Raw genomic sequence first — 14,246 nt, 5'->3', positions numbered from 1 at the left:
GTTCGTTCCGCCGCCCGGGCGATACCCGGCGGCGGACACACCCCGGACATGACGGGTGCATATGCACCTATATGCATACTGCAGACATGGCGGCTCTGGAGCAGACACGTCTGGCCCTCGTCCTCAACGGCGGCGTGAGCCTGGCCGTCTGGATGGGCGGGGTCACGCACGAGATCGACCTGCTCAGACGGGCCTCGCGCGCCGTCCGTTCGGGTCTGCCTCCCGAGTACGTCGACCCCCGCGACCGGCCTGTCTTCGAGCTGTGGAAGCGCGTCGTCCACGGGGCGAACACGCACGTCCTCGTGGACGTCATCGCGGGCACGTCGGCCGGGGGCCTCAACGGCTCCCTGCTGGCGGCCGCCATCGGGCGGGGAACGGCGCTGCCGAACCTTCGTGAGACCTGGCGGAACGCGGCGGCGCTCGACGACGACAAGCTGTTGAGGAAGCCGCCGCACAACAGTGTTCTGGACGGCCGGTTCTTCCAGGACACCATCGGCGACATCCTGAACGGCATGGGCTCCAGCGAGCGCGACGCCGAGCCGGTGACGCTCTTCGTCACCGCGACCGCGCTCGACGGGGTGCCCGAGGACTTCCAGGACGGCTTCGGCGGCCGCTTCGACGTGGCGGACCACCGGAGGATCTACAAGTTCCAGCACGATCCGGACGCGGTCGTCTTCCGCAAGTCCGCCGCCCCGTGCGAGGTCTGGAAGACCGAGCCGCAGGCCCGCAGGGACTTCCTGGACGACGACATCCTGGACCGGCTCAGTCTGGCGGCCCGCGCCTCGGCCGGTTTCCCACTGGCCTTCGCCCCCGTCGACGAGTCGCCCCTCCTCGAGCAGCGGGTGCGCCCCCACCCCCAGATCCCGAGCCGCGGCCGGGACCGGGCCAGCTGGATCGTCGACGGGGGCCTGCTCAACAACGCCCCCTTCGGGCCGGTGCTCGAAGCCATCTCGGACCGCCGGGTGGAGGGCCCGGTGCGGCGGGTCCTGGTCTTCGTGGTGCCCTCGTCCGGCGTCGCCCAGCGCCATGTGGAGAACCGGCCTCCGCGCAAGGCCACCGAATGGCCGTCGGTCCTCGGCACGGCCATCAACTACCCGCGCGAGGCGGACTTCCGCACCGGCACGACCGAACTGCGCGAGCACATGGGGCGGCACTCCCACACCCGCCACCAGGAGCTCTTCGAGCGACAGTTCGCCCCCGAGACGGGAGAAGCCCAGCGGGAGGCCCTGCTCACCGTCGCCGAAGAGCTCTTCACCGAGTACCGGCACAGCCGCATCACCGCCGCCGCGTGGAAGATCCGGCAGCTGCGGGAGGAGGGACGAGGTGTCCGCTCCCTGGTCGGCATCCCGCAGGAGAACGCCGAGGCCATCCTCGAGAACGGCGCTCCGCCCACGGGGTGGGTGCCCAGGTCCGCCGGCGCACTGGGCAACCCCGTGACGGACCGCTGGGAGTGGGGTGTCCACGGTGTCGAACGTCTGGTGTGGACGCTCGCGGCCGACATCGAGAGGCGGCTCAAGGAGACGCGGCGCAACGGGACCCTGCCGCCCTGCGCTCCGACCGTCGAGGAGACCGAGGAACGCGAGCGCGAGGAGCGCTGCCTCGGCCGGGCCCTGGAGGAGCTGAGCACCTGCGTACGGGCCGTGCACGCCGTGACCGACCGCGTGTTCGGACTGCTGCGCAACGCGGACACGGCCGGCGGCGATCCCGCCCGCAGGAAGGTGGTCGCCGACCGGGGGCCGATCGCCACGATGAACACGATCTACAAGGACCTCGGTCTGGGGCGGGTCCTCGGCGAGCAGGTGCAGACGGCCGTCGGCGCCTACGTCAGGGCGACGGCGGGCTCCGGGGCGGGAGCCCCCGAGCGGCCCGACGGGGAGCGCGAGCGGACGGTCCTGAAGGCCTGCCTCGTGGCGGAGGTGGTCGCGCAGTCCTTCTCCTCCCCGGAGGAGCTGATCGAGCACACGCCCCAGTTCGAGTTCTTGCGGCTGGGTCCGGACGAGCACAGCCCGGCATTCCCCCTGGACAAGTACGCGCCCCTCGGCGAACGCAAGCTGTACGGCGTCCGCCTCGACCACTTCGGGGCCTTCGTCGACCCGAAATGGCGCGAGTCCGACTTCACGTGGGGGCGGCTCGACGGGGCGCACCACCTGCTGCGCCTGTTCGTCGCGAACCACCGGGAGCGCCGCTCCCTGGAGCTGGAGCTGCACGAGTCCATCCTCGGGGCCGAGATCGGCCTCGAGCGGATGAGCCGCAACCTCGACGAGCTCGCCGAACCGGACGACAGGAAGTTGTTCACGGACTATCTCAGGACCGCACAGGGGCGGAACACCGCGGGACGGATGCTCGAAGCCGTGCTCAGCGTCCTGGTGGGCAAGGGCTCGCCGATCCAGGGGGCCTGGGCCGACGCGGGCCGGACCATGTTCTGGCGGGGCTTCGGCCGCAAGGTGCCCCCGTGGCACTGGCCGTGGCCCTCCCGGATCGCCGGCCTGCCAGGACGCTGGCTGTGGTGGGGACGGGTCACCAGGAACCCCGCCGCGGCGCTGCAATGGACGATGTGGGCGGCCGTCGTGACGTACGGCGTCGCCGTCACGGGCGCCCTGGGGATCGCCGCGCTGATCGAGTGGCTCTGGCCCGACGACTGGGACTGGCTCATGCTGGTCGTCGCCGGCGTCGGAGTGCCCCTGGTGTTCCTGCTGGAGTTCCTGGTCACCGTGGTGCTGAGCCGGTGGACCGCACGGAGGCGGCGGCGCCGGGAGCGGCGGCTCGCGAAGAAGGCCGCACGGGAGCGGGTGGACCAGGAGACCGGCTAGGGCGGGGGCGTGCCGGGGCGGCTAGGGCCTGTCTTTGGGATCGGGCCGGATCAGGGGGCGGCGTCTGGAGCGCGCGTGCCAGGCGTCGCGAGCCCGGCATGATCCGAAAGACAGGGCCTACGCCGGCTCGGAGGCGCGGGCGGCGTCGGCCTTCGCGCGGCGGATGTAGTACCAGGCCATGTTCGACGAGAGGCCGGCGAGCAGGACCCAGACGATCCCCAGCCACATGCCCGCGACGAAGGAGACGACGGCCGCGGCCACGGCGAGGGCGCAGACGGCGAGGGCGTACAGAGCGAGGCGGGGCATGGGGGTCGGCTCCTGTCCGGGTACGGCTGACGGTGCCCGTCCAGTGTCCCCCATGCCCCGGTCCGTCCGGGCACGTGGTCAGACGTCGGTGACCCGGAGCCCCGCGTGTGCCTTGTAGCGGCGGTTGACCGAGATCAGGTTGGCGACGAGCGACTCGACCTGGTGCGCGTTGCGCAGCCGGCCCGCGAAGACGCCGCGCATCCCGGGGATGCGGCCGGCGAGCGCCTGGACGATCTCGACGTCGGCGCGCTCCTCGCCGAGGACCATCACGTCCGTGTCGATCTCGTCGATCGAGGGGTCCTGGAGCAGGACGGCGGACAGGTGGTGGAAGGCCGCGGTGACCCGGGACCCGGGGAGCAGGGCGGCGGCCTGCTCGGCGGCGGAGCCCTCCTCGGGCTTGAGCGCGTAGGCGCCCTTCTTGTCGAAGCCGAGCGGGTTGACGCAGTCGACGACGAGCTTGCCCGCGAGGTCGTCGCGGAGCGACTCCAGTGTCCTTGCGTGCCCGTCCCAGGGCACGGCGACGATCACGATGTCGCTGCGGCGGGCGCATTCGGCGTTGTCGGCGCCCTCGACGCCGAGGCCCAGCTCGTCGGCGGCGGTCTGCGCGCGCTCGGCGGCGCGGGAGCCGATGATCACCTTCTGGCCGGCCTTGGCGAGACGGTAGGCGAGGCCGCGGCCCTGGTCGCCGGTGCCGCCGAGGACGCCGACGACGAGGCCGGACACGTCGGGGAGGTCCCAGGGGTCCTTGGGGGCGGGCTTGCTGTCAGTCGTAGTCATGGCCTCGACATTACTGGCCGGTCAGCCCATCCGTTTCGCGTCGGGTGCAACTTCCCGTTCGGGTGGAACCGTCGGCGAGCGCCCTCCCCGCACGGCCCGGCTGGTGCAGGATGCGGCCCCATGGATGCCGTACGCGTCGCGTTGCTGCGGGAAGTGCTCGCCGGGACGGAGTGGCCGTCCGCGGCCCGCCGGTTCGCGGGGTCGCTCCGCTCCGCGGTCGTCCCGCACGGGGGCGGGCTGCTGCTGGTGGGGACGGAGGGGTACGAGCCCTGGCACCTGGCGGCGCATCTGGTGGACGAGGCGGCCTGGTCGGGCCGGCCCGAGCTGACGCCGACGCTCGTACGGCACCAGGTGCGGCCGGGGGATCCGGCGCATCTGGCGGTGGGCCTCGGCCGCCTCGAGTCGGCCAGGCGCGGGGCGACGCTGCTGATGGTGGCGCCGGAGCGGCCCGCCGCGGGTGTCCTGGAGCGGGTCCACGACGCGCGCAGGGCGGGGGCGACGGTGCTCTCGCTCGACGGCGGCGATCCGGAGGTCCGGGGCCTGGCGCACGAGACGCTGACGGTGCGGGAGGGCGCGGAGGTCGATCTCGACACGGTCCAGCACCTGGTGAGCGCGGCGGCCGGCGAGAACGGCCTGCCCTCCCCGCGCGGGCGGCGCCGCTTCCGGGACCGCCTCTCGCTCCTGGCGGACCATCTGACGTCTCCGCCCCCGGCACGCTGGTAGCCCAACGGTCGACGTGGAGGTCCCCGTCGTCCGGGGCCCCGTAGTACGGGGACCCCGGTGGCCCCGGTGGCCCCGGTGGCCGTAATTCGGTTGCCGGGCGCGTCGTGGCGGTCGGAGCATGGCACCTCGTGACCTCGAAGCTCTCCGCCGTACTGCCCGATCTCGCGCCCTGGCGCTCCTCCCGCGACTTCCGGCTCCTCTGGGTCCAGGGGCTCGTCGCCTTCTTCTCCAGCGCCGTGGCGATGATCGCGCTGCCGTTGCAGATCAAGGATCTGACCGGCTCTCCGCTCGCCGTCGGCGCGATGGGCGCGGTCGAGCTGGTCCCCCTGGTCGTCTTCGGGCTCTACGGCGGCGCGCTCGCCGACGCCGTCGACCGGCGCAAGGTCCTCGTCGCCACCGAGTCCGGGCTCGCGCTGCTCGCCCTGCTGCTGCTCCTGAACTCGGCTCTGCCCGAGCCGATGCTCTGGCCGCTGTACGTCGTCGCCGCCGGTGTCTCCGCGCTCGCCGGACTTCAGCGCCCGGCCCTGGACTCGCTGCTGGCCCGGATCGTGCCGCACGACATGCAGACCGCCGCGGCGGCTCTCAACTCGCTGCGCTGGCAGATGGGCACCATCGCCGGCCCCGCCCTCGCGGGTCTGCTCGTGGCGTACGCGGGGCACGCTCCGGCCTATGCCGTGACGATCGCCGGTTTCCTCGTCTCCGTACTGCTGTGTCTGCGGCTCTCCCCCGCGCCACCCGCGCACGACGCCGACAAGCCCTCGCTGCGCGGCATCGCGCAGGGCGCGCGCTACGCCTGGTCGCGGCCGGTGCTCCTCGGGACGTACGCGATCGATCTGGCAGCGATGTTCTTCGCGTTCCCGAACACGATCTTCCCGTTCCTCGCGGACGAGCTGGACGCCGACTGGTCGCTGGGCCTGATGTACGCGGCGGGCTCGGTCGGTTCGCTCGTCCTCGGCCTGACCAGCGGCTGGACCTCGCGGATCCGCCGGCACGGGTGGCTGGTCGTGTGCGGGGCCACCGCCTGGGGGCTGGCGATCGCCGCCGCGGGTTGGTTCTCGAACATCTGGCTGGTGCTGCTCTGCCTGGCCTTCGCGGGCGCGGGCGACATGGCGAGCGGTCTGGGTCGCGCCACGATCTGGAACCAGACGATCCCGGAGGAGCTGCGCGGCCGGCTCGCCGGCATCGAGGTGCTCTCCTACAGCGTGGGTCCGCAGCTGGGCCAGGTCCGGGCGGGTGCCATGGCGGGCTGGACGGGGACGCGTGCGGCGATCTGGTCCGGCGGCGTGGCGTGCGTGGCCTCGGTGGGGCTGCTCTGCCTGGCCCTGCCCAAGCTCCTCCGGTACGACTCCGAGACGGACGAGGACGCGCTGCGCCACAGGACCGCGCAGGCGGAAAGGGAGGCGCGCGAGGCGCGAAAGGCGCACGGGGCACAGGGGCCTGAGGAAGCGGAGGGGGCACGTGGTGCGCGGGGGGCCGGGACCGGGGCCCCGGCCGCCTGAGGGCGGATGGGCCGGGGGCGGTGCTGTTCCGGGGCCCGGTCCGATGGCGCCGGGGCCCGGCCCCAGGGCGCCGGGGCCCGTCGTTCAGGTCAGGCCCTAGTCCGGGGTCTCGCCCTGCTTCGGGGCGTCGTGCCACTTCGGGTCCGTCTCCCACTCCTCGTTGCGGTCCCGCGCGGTCTGCATCGCGTGGGACGCCTCCTCACGGGTGGCGTACGGTCCGAAACGGTTCTTCGACGGGCACTCGGGGCCCTCCTCGACCTTCTTGTGCTCCAGGCAGTAGTACCACTCGCCCGGTTTGCCCACCGTGCGCTTCTTGAACAGGGCCATCGTCGGCTCCTTCCTCTGAGGCCATGCTGCCCCAGACGCGGTCGTTAGACTCACTGACATGTCTGGCCAGTCACTGCTCGTACCGGGGGAGCTCTCCCCCCACCGCTCCGTTCCGGGAGCCATCCGCCGTCCCGAGTACGTCGGGAAGCCCGCCCCCACCCCGTACACGGGGCCCGAGGTGCAGGATTCCGACACCGTCGAGCGGATGCGCATCGCCGGCCGCATCGCCGCGCAGGCGATGGAAGAGGCCGCCAAGCACATCGCGCCGGGTGTCACCACGGACGAGCTGGACCGGGTCGCCCACGAGTTCATGTGTGATCATGGAGCGTACCCCTCCACCCTCGGCTACCGCGGCTTCCCGAAGTCGCTCTGCTCCTCGGTCAACGAGGTCATCTGCCACGGAATCCCCGACTCGACCGTCCTGAACGACGGCGACATCGTGAACCTGGACGTCACGGCGTACATCAACGGGGTCCACGGCGACAACAACGCCACCTATCTGTGCGGGGACGTGGACGAAGAGTCCCGGCTGCTCGTCGAGCGCACCCGCGAGTCCCTGAACCGGGCCATCAAGGCGGTCAAGCCGGGCCGGCAGATCAACATCATCGGCCGGGTCATCGAGTCGTACGCCAAGCGGTTCGGCTACGGCGTGGTGCGCGACTTCACCGGGCACGGCATCAACTCGTCCTTCCATTCCGGGCTGATCATCCCGCACTACGACTCCCCGCACGCCACCACGGTCATCCAGCCCGGTATGACGTTCACCATCGAGCCGATGCTGACGCTGGGCACGCACGAGTACGACATGTGGGACGACGGCTGGACGGTCGTGACCAAGGACCGGAAGCGGACGGCGCAGTTCGAGCACACGCTCGTCGTGACGGAGACCGGGGCCGAGATTCTCACGTTGCCCTGACCCGCTCCGGGGGTAGTCATTTACCGACACGACGTCGGGAACCAGTTGACTTAGGTAAGCCTAAGTAGCAATATCGCAGCAGGTTCCCGTCCCCATCGGCCCGGAGGCACGCCTTGGACACGCCCTTCTCGACGCTCATCCGCACGGCCTCTCACGAGCAGCACACCGAGGCCGAGACGTCGACCTTCATGAGCGACCTCCTCGGCGGGCGCCTCGCGGTGGACGCCTACACGCGGTACACGGAGCAGCTGTGGTTCGTGTACCGCGCGCTGGAGGAGGGTGCCGAGGCGCTGAAGGACGACCCGGTCGCCGGGCCCTTCATACAGCCGGAGCTCTTCCGCACGGCCGCGCTGGAGCAGGACCTCGCCCATCTGCGGGGGCCGGACTGGCGCGAGGGGCTCACCCCGCTGCCCGCCACGGCCGCGTACGCGGCACGGGTGGCGGAGTGTGCGCGGGAGTGGCCCGCCGGCTATGTGGCGCACCACTACACGCGCTACCTCGGGGACCTCTCGGGAGGCCAGATCATCCGCGACAAGGCGGAGCGGACGTGGGGCTTCGCGCGCAAGGGCGACGGCGTCCGCTTCTACGTGTTCGAGGAGATCGCGAACCCGGCGGCGTTCAAGCGCGGGTACCGGGAGCTGCTCGACGGGGTGAACGCCGACGACCTGGAGAAGCAGCGGATCATCGACGAGTGCAAGCGCGCGTTCGACTTCAACGGGGCGGTCTTCCGCGAGCTGGGAGTCGAGTTCCCGCTCAGCGCGTGAGCGCGTGAGCGCGTGAGCGCGTGAGCGCGTGAGCGCGTGAGCGCGTGAGCGCGTGAGCGCGTGAGGCTCAGAGGGTGCGGGTCCGTTCGAGGCGGACCCGCCCTCCCAGCTCGATCACTCCGTCGGGGCCGGGGGCCGTGAGGATCTGCGACCCCCGGCCCTGCGTGATGTTCAGCGCGCGGCCCAGCTCGGCCGTGAGCAGCAGGGCCGCGGCGCCCGTCGCCTCGTCCTCGTCGATGCCGTCGCCGCGGCCGGGGAAGCCGCGCGCCCTGACCCGCCCGGCGGCCTCGTCCTCCCAGGCCCAGGCATAGATCCAGGACCCCGGCTCGGGCACGTCGAGGGCGTCGACCTCGGCGGCGGAGCCGTAACGGCGCAGGGTCCGCGGAGGAGCCCACTCGGCCCGCGCCTCGACCCAGGTGAACTCCCCGTCCCCGCGCACCCACACCTCGCCGACGGGCGGGCGGACGACCTCCAGGTCGAGCAGCCAGGCGGCTCCGACCAACGGGTAGCCCGCGAACGGCAGCCGCGTCCCGGGCGTGTAGATGTCGACGACGCCCCGCTCGGGATCGTCGACGAAGACGGTCTCGCTGAACCCGAGCTCCTTGGCGAGTGCCTGCCGGGACGCCTCGTCGGGACACGTGCGCCCATCCCGAACGACACCCAGGGCGTTGCCGTACCGGCCGTCGCCGGCGCAGAAGACGCGCAGGACGTCGAGGTCGGTGGCGCTAGTCGTCGCGGTCGTGTTCATGGCGGAATTCAAGCATCCACGCGTCCCGTTCCGCCGGTCCCCCGGGAATCGGCCGGGCTGCGGCCGTCCGTCATCTCCCGCGCAGCCCGGCCTTCGACGCGGCGCACAGGCCCGCAGCGGGCCTCGCGGAACAGTCGCGTGCCCCGTACGCCGGCCGGGCACGCGGCAGGGCCGCGCCCGTGATGTCGGGGTGCGGCCTGGCCGGAGGTGGCGCTGTCGGAGGGTCAGGACTCCGTCGTGCGGCGGCGGACCGCGAAGACCACGGCCGCGCCCGCGAGGGCGGTGGCGCCGGCGGTGGCGAGGAGGGTGCCGGTCGGGACGTCCGCGCCGCCGGCGGCGAGGGAGCCGGAACCGCCGACGGTGCCTCCACCGCCCGTGGTCGAGCCGCCCGTGGTCGTGGGCGGCAGCGTGGCGTCTCTGTACACGGTGAGCGCGACCGTCCTGGTCGGGACGGACTTCAGGGTGACGACCCCGTTCCCGGGACGGCGGCCGTCCGTACTGTTCCAGCGCTCGACCTGCGCCACCAGGAACTGGTGCTGCGCGTCTGCCGGGAGCGGGCGGCGGCCGGCGTCGCGGTCGTGGTCGTCCTGCACGACCTGGGGCTCGCGGCCGCGCACGCGGACCGGGTCGGGGTGTTGCACGGCGGCCGGATCGCCGTCGACGGGCCACCGGCCGAGGTCTTCGAGGAGGCGCTCCTGAGCCGGGTGTACCGGCAGCCGCTGGAGGTCCTCCCGCACCCGGGGACCGGGGTGCCGCTCGTCGTTCCCCGGCGCAGGGCCGCACCCGGCGCCGGAGACACCGAAACGGACAAAACCGGCCCCTTGACCCGTGATTGACCCTGCCATGGGGCACCGTTGGGCGCTCCGTGATCCTTTCGTGAGCGGGGAGGAAACGTGAGAGACGAATCACTGGACGCCCCGTTTCGGGTGAGGTAAGCCTCGGTTAAGTTAGGCCCGCCTTTCCCTCGACACCGTCCCTTCCTGGAGCCCGTATGCGCGCCGCCCGCCTCTCCGTCGTCACCGCCGCCGCCACCGTGGCGGCCCTGACCGCCGTCACGGGCTGCGCCGAGAAGAGCGACGCCAAGGGCGGCGACGGCGCCGTCACGGTCGTCGCCAAGGACGACTCCTGCGAGGTCTCCACGAAGGAGTTCCCCGCCGGGCACGTGAAGCTCGCCGTCGAGAACCGCGGCACGAAGGTCACCGAGGTCTACGTCCTGTACCCGGACGACCGGATCGTGACCGAGCGCGAGAACATCGGCCCCGGGACCAAGGCCACGATCACCGCCGAGGTCAAGGCCGGTGAGTACGAGATCGCCTGCAAGCCCGGCATGACCGGCGACGGCATCCGTCAGAAGGTCACCGTCACCGGTGGCGCCGCGGCCGCCAAGCGCTCGCCCGAGATGGACGCCGCCGTCGCCGCCTACCGCCAGTACGTGCAGGCGCAGGCCGACGGCACCCTGCCGAAGGTGAAGGTCTTCACCGACGCCGTGCGCGCGGGTGACGTCGAGGCCGCGAAGAAGGCGTACGCCGACTCGCGCATCGGCTGGGAGCGCACCGAACCGGTCGCCGAGTCCTTCGGCGACATCGACCCGAAGGTCGACGTCCGCGAGGACGGCCTCGAGGAGGGCCAGGACCCGGCGAAGGACTGGACCGGCTGGCACCGCCTGGAGAAGGCCCTCTGGCAGGACAACAAGATCGGCGACCGCGAGAAGCAGCTCGCCGACACCCTCGACAAGGACCTCGCGGACTGGGTGAAGCGGGTCGGCAAGGCCGACATCACCCCGACCTCGATGGCCAACGGCGCCAAGGAGCTCCTGGACGAGGTCGCCACCGGCAAGGTCACGGGCGAGGAGGAGCGTTACTCCCACACCGACCTGGTCGACTTCAAGGCGAACGTCGAGGGCGCGCAGAAGTCCTTCGAGCTGCTCAAGCCGGTCGCCTCGAAGAACGACCCGGCGCTCGTCGCCGAGCTCGACAAGCAGTTCGCGGCGCTGAACACGCTCCTCGACAAGTACCGTGCGGACAAGGCGAGCTACGTCTTCACCTCCTACGACAAGGTCGGCAAGGCCGAGCGCAAGGAGCTGTCGGACGGCGTCAACGCGCTGGCCGAGCCGCTCTCCAAGCTCGCCGCCGCCGTCGTGAAGTAGGGGACGCCGACATGTCCGACGCGCAGGAGAACACGGAGCCGGGGCGCACCCCGGCCTCGCGGCGCACGGTCCTCGGCTGGGGCGGTGCCGGGCTCGCGCTCGGCGCCGCCGCGGCCGGCGGCGCCGTCGCCCTCGCCCGTACCGGGGACGCCTCCGTCCCCGTGGCCGACGGCGGCTCGGCCGTGCCGTTCCACGGCGCCCACCAGGCCGGGATCGCCACGGCCGTCCAGGACCGGCTGCACTTCGCCGCCTTCGACGTGAAGACGGACGACCGCGCCGAACTGGTGCGGCTCCTACAGGAGTGGACGCGCGCCGCCGAGCGGATGACGGCCGGTCACGAGGTCGGCGAGGGCGCCTACGGCGGCCTGCCGGAGGCTCCGCCGGACGACACCGGCGAGGCCCTCGGCCTCAAGCCGTCCCGGCTCACCCTCACCATCGGCTTCGGGCCCTCCCTCTTCGACGGCCGCTTCGGCCTGAAGGACCGGCGGCCCGGCGCCCTGATCGACCTGCCCAGGTTCCCCGGCGACAACCTGGACCCGGCCCGCAGCGGCGGCGACCTCTGCGTGCAGGCCTGCGCCGACGACCCGCAGGTGGCCGTGCACGCGATCCGCAACCTGGCCAGGATCGGCTTCGGCCGGGTCGCCGTCCGCTGGTCGCAGCTCGGCTTCGGCAAGACCTCCTCCACCACCCCCGACGCGCAGACCCCGCGGAACCTCTTCGGGTTCAAGGACGGCACCCGCAACATCGCGGGCACCGACACCGCCGGGCTCGACAAGCACGTCTGGGTGGCCGCGAAGGACGCCCCGGGGCAGGCCTCCTGGATGACGGGCGGCTCCTACCTCGTCGCCCGCCGGATCCGGATGAACGTCGAGACCTGGGACCGCACCCCGTTGGCCGAGCAGGAGGACATCTTCGGCCGCGACAAGAAGGAGGGCGCGCCCGTCGGCAAGGCCAAGGAGCACGACGAGCCGTTCCTGAAGGCCATGAAGCCGGAGGCGCACGTCCGCCTCGCGCACCCCGACAGCAACAACGGGGCCACCATCCTGCGCCGCGGCTACTCCTTCACCGACGGCACGGACGGCCTGGGCCGCCTGGAGGCGGGCCTGTTCTTCCTCGCGTACCAGCGGGACGTCCGTACCGGCTTCGTACCGGTGCAGACCTCGCTGGCCCGCGCGGACGTCCTCAACGAGTACATCCAACACGTGGGTTCGGCGCTGTTCGCCGTCCCGCCGGGCGTCCGCGACAAGGACGACTGGTGGGGCCGGGCGCTGTTCTCCTAGACGGGAAGGGACCGACGTGTTCGGCAACTACCTCATCGGCCTGCGCGAAGGCCTGGAAGCCAGTCTGGTCGTCTGCATCCTCGTCGCGTACCTGGTGAAGACCGGGCGCCGCGACGCCCTGAAGCCGGTCTGGATCGGCATCGGCGCGGCGGCCGGCATCGCGCTGGCCTTCGGCGCCGGCCTCGAATTCGGCTCCCGGGAGCTGACGTTCGAGGCGCAGGAGCTGCTGGGCGGCTCGCTCTCCGTCCTCGCGGTGGTGCTCGTCACCTGGATGGTCTTCTGGATGCGGCGCACGGCCCGCCATCTGAAGGCGGAGCTGCACGGAAGGCTCGACACGGCGCTCCGGATGGGCACGGGCGCCCTGGTCGCCACCGCGTTCCTGGCCGTGGGCCGCGAGGGTCTGGAGACCGCGCTCTTCGTCTGGGCGTCGGTTCGGGCCTCCTCGGACGGCACGTCCGCGCCACTGATCGGGGTGCTGCTCGGCATCGCGACGGCGGTGCTGCTGGGCTGGCTGTTCTACCGGGGCGCGCTGAAGATCAACCTGGCGAAGTTCTTCACCTGGACCGGTGGCATGCTGGTCGTGGTGGCGGCGGGCGTCCTCGCGTACGGCGTGCACGACCTCCAGGAGGCGCGTTTCCTGGGCGGTCTCGCGGACAAGGCCTTCGACATCTCGGCGACGATCCCGCCGGACAGCTGGTACGGGACGCTCCTCAAGGGCGTCTTCAACTTCCAGCCGAATCCGACGGTTCTTCAGGTCACGGTGTGGGTGCTCTATCTGGTCCCGACGCTCGCACTGTTCCTGGCCCCGGTAGGGTCGGGTCCGTCCGTGCCGGTGAAGGAGCAGAAGGCGACCGATGAGAAGGCTGAGGGGACCGTCGAGGGCACTCGCTGAGCCGGGACGACCGTCCCGGGTGTTCGTGGCGGTGACGGCGGCGGCCATACTGGCGCTGACGGCGAGCGGCTGCGTGACGGTGCACGGCGAGCGGGAGTTGATCCCGGCGGCGACGAAGGCCGAGGCCGAGCAGGCCCTCAAGGACTTCACCGACGCCTACAACAAAGCCGACAAGGCGCACGATCCGAAGCTCGACGCGGACCGGGTCACCGGCGCGCTGGGCGCGATCAACCAGGCCGGTCTGAGGTCCCGTTCGATCACGGCGCCCGGGGGAAACCCGCAGCATCAGCCCCTGGAGCTGACGGACGCGACGTACGTCCTCCCCAAGAAGGCGGGCTGGCCGCGCTGGTTCCTCGCGGACACCGACTCCAACCGGGACGCCGACGACGGCCGGGGCGACAACCGCTGGCTCCTGGTCTTCGTGCGCAACGGCGCGGACCAGCTGTGGGAGGTCGCCTATCTGGCGATCCTGACCCCGGACGAGATCCCCGCGTTCAAGACCGAGGGCGGCTTCGGGGTCGCGGTCCCCGCGGACTCCGCGGGGCTCGCCGTCGCGCCCAAGGATCTGGGGCGGGACTACGTCTCGTTCCTCGGCGGCGGGGAGCGGGGCCAGTTCGCCGCCGGTCCGCACACCACGCTCTGGCGTGAGGAGCGGGAGAAGGGCGCCAAGCGCGTGGGGCTCGCGACGCAGTACGCCGACCAGGTCACCGACGCCGGGGACTTCGCGCCGCTGGCCCTCGCGACCGAGGACGGCGGGGCCCTGGTCTTCTTCGCGACGCGGTACTTCGAGCAGCAGACGGCGGCCCAGGGCTACCGCCCCAAGGTCGATCCGGATGTGAAGGCGCTGATGACGGGCGAGGTCAAGAACACCGTCACCAAGGAGTGGGTGTCGAGCCAGACGGTGCTGGTGAAGCCGGCGGGCACGGACGCGGACGGCGTCACGGTCGCGGGCCGACTCCAGGGCGTCACGGGCGCGAAGGGCTCGTAGGGCTTCGTCCGGCGCGTAGGGCTTCACCGGGCGCGAGAGGCTCGTCGCGCGCGTGGTGCGTGGCGGGCGT

The 14,246-nt window shown here is 72.1% G+C and carries 13 protein-coding genes and 1 pseudogene; 10 read left to right on the top strand and 4 right to left on the bottom strand.

Features of this window, described 5'->3' with window-relative positions:
* Positions 1-86 precede the first annotated feature (86 nt).
* The gene (locus tag ACZ3IJ_RS24180) at positions 87-2,810 is read left to right on the top strand and encodes a patatin-like protein (protein WP_467471333.1); all 2,724 of its coding nucleotides are present in this window, start codon (positions 87-89) and stop codon (positions 2,808-2,810) included.
* Positions 2,811-2,927: 117 nt separating this feature from the next.
* Here ACZ3IJ_RS24180 and ACZ3IJ_RS24175 read toward each other — a convergent pair whose 3' ends face one another.
* Both ACZ3IJ_RS24175 and npdG read right to left on the bottom strand, forming a co-directional pair.
* The gene (locus ACZ3IJ_RS24175) at positions 2,928-3,170 is read right to left on the bottom strand and encodes a hypothetical protein (RefSeq protein ID WP_383170017.1); all 243 of its coding nucleotides are present in this window, start codon (positions 3,168-3,170) and stop codon (positions 2,928-2,930) included.
* A 24-nt stretch (positions 3,171-3,194) separates the two neighbouring features.
* On the bottom strand, positions 3,195-3,893 hold the full coding sequence (gene npdG, locus ACZ3IJ_RS24170) for an NADPH-dependent F420 reductase (protein ID WP_391797696.1): 699 nt from the start codon (positions 3,891-3,893) through the stop codon (positions 3,195-3,197).
* A 120-nt stretch (positions 3,894-4,013) separates the two neighbouring features.
* On the opposite strand from npdG, the gene ACZ3IJ_RS24165 reads away from it, so the two are divergent.
* Both ACZ3IJ_RS24165 and ACZ3IJ_RS24160 read left to right on the top strand, forming a co-directional pair.
* The gene (locus ACZ3IJ_RS24165) at positions 4,014-4,616 is read left to right on the top strand and encodes a hypothetical protein (RefSeq protein ID WP_467471330.1); all 603 of its coding nucleotides are present in this window, start codon (positions 4,014-4,016) and stop codon (positions 4,614-4,616) included.
* Positions 4,617-4,744: 128 nt separating this feature from the next.
* On the top strand, positions 4,745-6,115 hold the full coding sequence (locus ACZ3IJ_RS24160) for an MFS transporter (protein ID WP_467471328.1): 1,371 nt from the start codon (positions 4,745-4,747) through the stop codon (positions 6,113-6,115).
* A 96-nt stretch (positions 6,116-6,211) separates the two neighbouring features.
* Here the strand turns inward: ACZ3IJ_RS24160 and ACZ3IJ_RS24155 are convergent, their stop codons facing one another.
* Positions 6,212-6,442: a hypothetical protein gene (locus tag ACZ3IJ_RS24155; RefSeq protein ID WP_391797693.1), complete on the bottom strand. Its 231-nt coding sequence runs from the start codon at positions 6,440-6,442 to the stop codon at positions 6,212-6,214.
* A gap of 58 nt (positions 6,443-6,500) precedes the next feature.
* Between ACZ3IJ_RS24155 and map the strand changes: the two genes are divergently transcribed.
* Entirely contained in the window at positions 6,501-7,358 is an 858-nt protein-coding gene (gene map, locus ACZ3IJ_RS24150) for a type I methionyl aminopeptidase (protein WP_467471325.1), read from the top strand.
* A 113-nt stretch (positions 7,359-7,471) separates the two neighbouring features.
* A complete protein-coding gene (locus ACZ3IJ_RS24145; protein WP_391797691.1) occupies positions 7,472-8,122 on the top strand; it encodes a biliverdin-producing heme oxygenase in 651 nt (216 codons plus the stop codon).
* A gap of 67 nt (positions 8,123-8,189) precedes the next feature.
* Here the strand turns inward: ACZ3IJ_RS24145 and ACZ3IJ_RS24140 are convergent, their stop codons facing one another.
* Entirely contained in the window at positions 8,190-8,870 is a 681-nt protein-coding gene (locus ACZ3IJ_RS24140; RefSeq protein WP_467471321.1) for a PhzF family phenazine biosynthesis protein, read from the bottom strand.
* A 506-nt stretch (positions 8,871-9,376) separates the two neighbouring features.
* Here ACZ3IJ_RS24140 and ACZ3IJ_RS24135 point away from each other — a divergent pair.
* The 5 genes and pseudogenes from ACZ3IJ_RS24135 to ACZ3IJ_RS24115 all read left to right on the top strand — a co-directional run.
* Positions 9,377-9,706: pseudogene (locus ACZ3IJ_RS24135) on the top strand (hypothetical protein); the annotation flags it as partial.
* Between the two features lie 155 nt (positions 9,707-9,861).
* Entirely contained in the window at positions 9,862-11,016 is a 1,155-nt protein-coding gene (gene efeO, locus ACZ3IJ_RS24130) for an iron uptake system protein EfeO (protein ID WP_467471319.1), read from the top strand.
* A gap of 11 nt (positions 11,017-11,027) precedes the next feature.
* On the top strand, positions 11,028-12,296 hold the full coding sequence (gene efeB / locus ACZ3IJ_RS24125; RefSeq protein ID WP_467471317.1) for an iron uptake transporter deferrochelatase/peroxidase subunit: 1,269 nt from the start codon (positions 11,028-11,030) through the stop codon (positions 12,294-12,296).
* A gap of 16 nt (positions 12,297-12,312) precedes the next feature.
* Positions 12,313-13,188, top strand: coding sequence for an iron uptake transporter permease EfeU (gene efeU, locus ACZ3IJ_RS24120; protein WP_467471315.1), 876 nt, complete (start codon positions 12,313-12,315; stop codon positions 13,186-13,188).
* On the top strand, positions 13,151-14,176 hold the full coding sequence (locus ACZ3IJ_RS24115) for an SCO2278 family lipoprotein (RefSeq protein WP_467471313.1): 1,026 nt from the start codon (positions 13,151-13,153) through the stop codon (positions 14,174-14,176). Before efeU ends, ACZ3IJ_RS24115 begins: the two co-directional genes overlap by 38 nt.
* The last annotated feature ends 70 nt before the right edge of the window (positions 14,177-14,246 follow it).

Source organism: Streptomyces sp. NPDC013317 (assembly GCF_055563155.1).
The sequence above is the reverse complement of the archived record's forward strand: the minus strand, read 5'-3'. Positions and strand labels throughout refer to the sequence as shown.

What these genes read in the sequence shown, in the direction of transcription:
- ACZ3IJ_RS24180 (WP_467471333.1), top strand. Translation starts at nt 87, where the DNA reads ATGGCGGCTCTGGAGCAGACACGTCTGGCCCTCGTCCTCAACGGCGGC.
- ACZ3IJ_RS24175 (WP_383170017.1), bottom strand. Translation starts at nt 3,170, where the DNA reads ATGGGGGACACTGGACGGGCACCGTCAGCCGTACCCGGACAGGAGCCG.
- npdG (WP_391797696.1), bottom strand. Translation starts at nt 3,893, where the DNA reads ATGACTACGACTGACAGCAAGCCCGCCCCCAAGGACCCCTGGGACCTC.
- ACZ3IJ_RS24165 (WP_467471330.1), top strand. Translation starts at nt 4,014, where the DNA reads ATGGATGCCGTACGCGTCGCGTTGCTGCGGGAAGTGCTCGCCGGGACG.
- ACZ3IJ_RS24155 (WP_391797693.1), bottom strand. Translation starts at nt 6,442, where the DNA reads ATGGCCCTGTTCAAGAAGCGCACGGTGGGCAAACCGGGCGAGTGGTAC.
- map (WP_467471325.1), top strand. Translation starts at nt 6,501, where the DNA reads ATGTCTGGCCAGTCACTGCTCGTACCGGGGGAGCTCTCCCCCCACCGC.
- ACZ3IJ_RS24140 (WP_467471321.1), bottom strand. Translation starts at nt 8,870, where the DNA reads ATGAACACGACCGCGACGACTAGCGCCACCGACCTCGACGTCCTGCGC.
- efeO (WP_467471319.1), top strand. Translation starts at nt 9,862, where the DNA reads ATGCGCGCCGCCCGCCTCTCCGTCGTCACCGCCGCCGCCACCGTGGCG.
- efeB (WP_467471317.1), top strand. Translation starts at nt 11,028, where the DNA reads ATGTCCGACGCGCAGGAGAACACGGAGCCGGGGCGCACCCCGGCCTCG.
- ACZ3IJ_RS24115 (WP_467471313.1), top strand. Translation starts at nt 13,151, where the DNA reads ATGAGAAGGCTGAGGGGACCGTCGAGGGCACTCGCTGAGCCGGGACGA.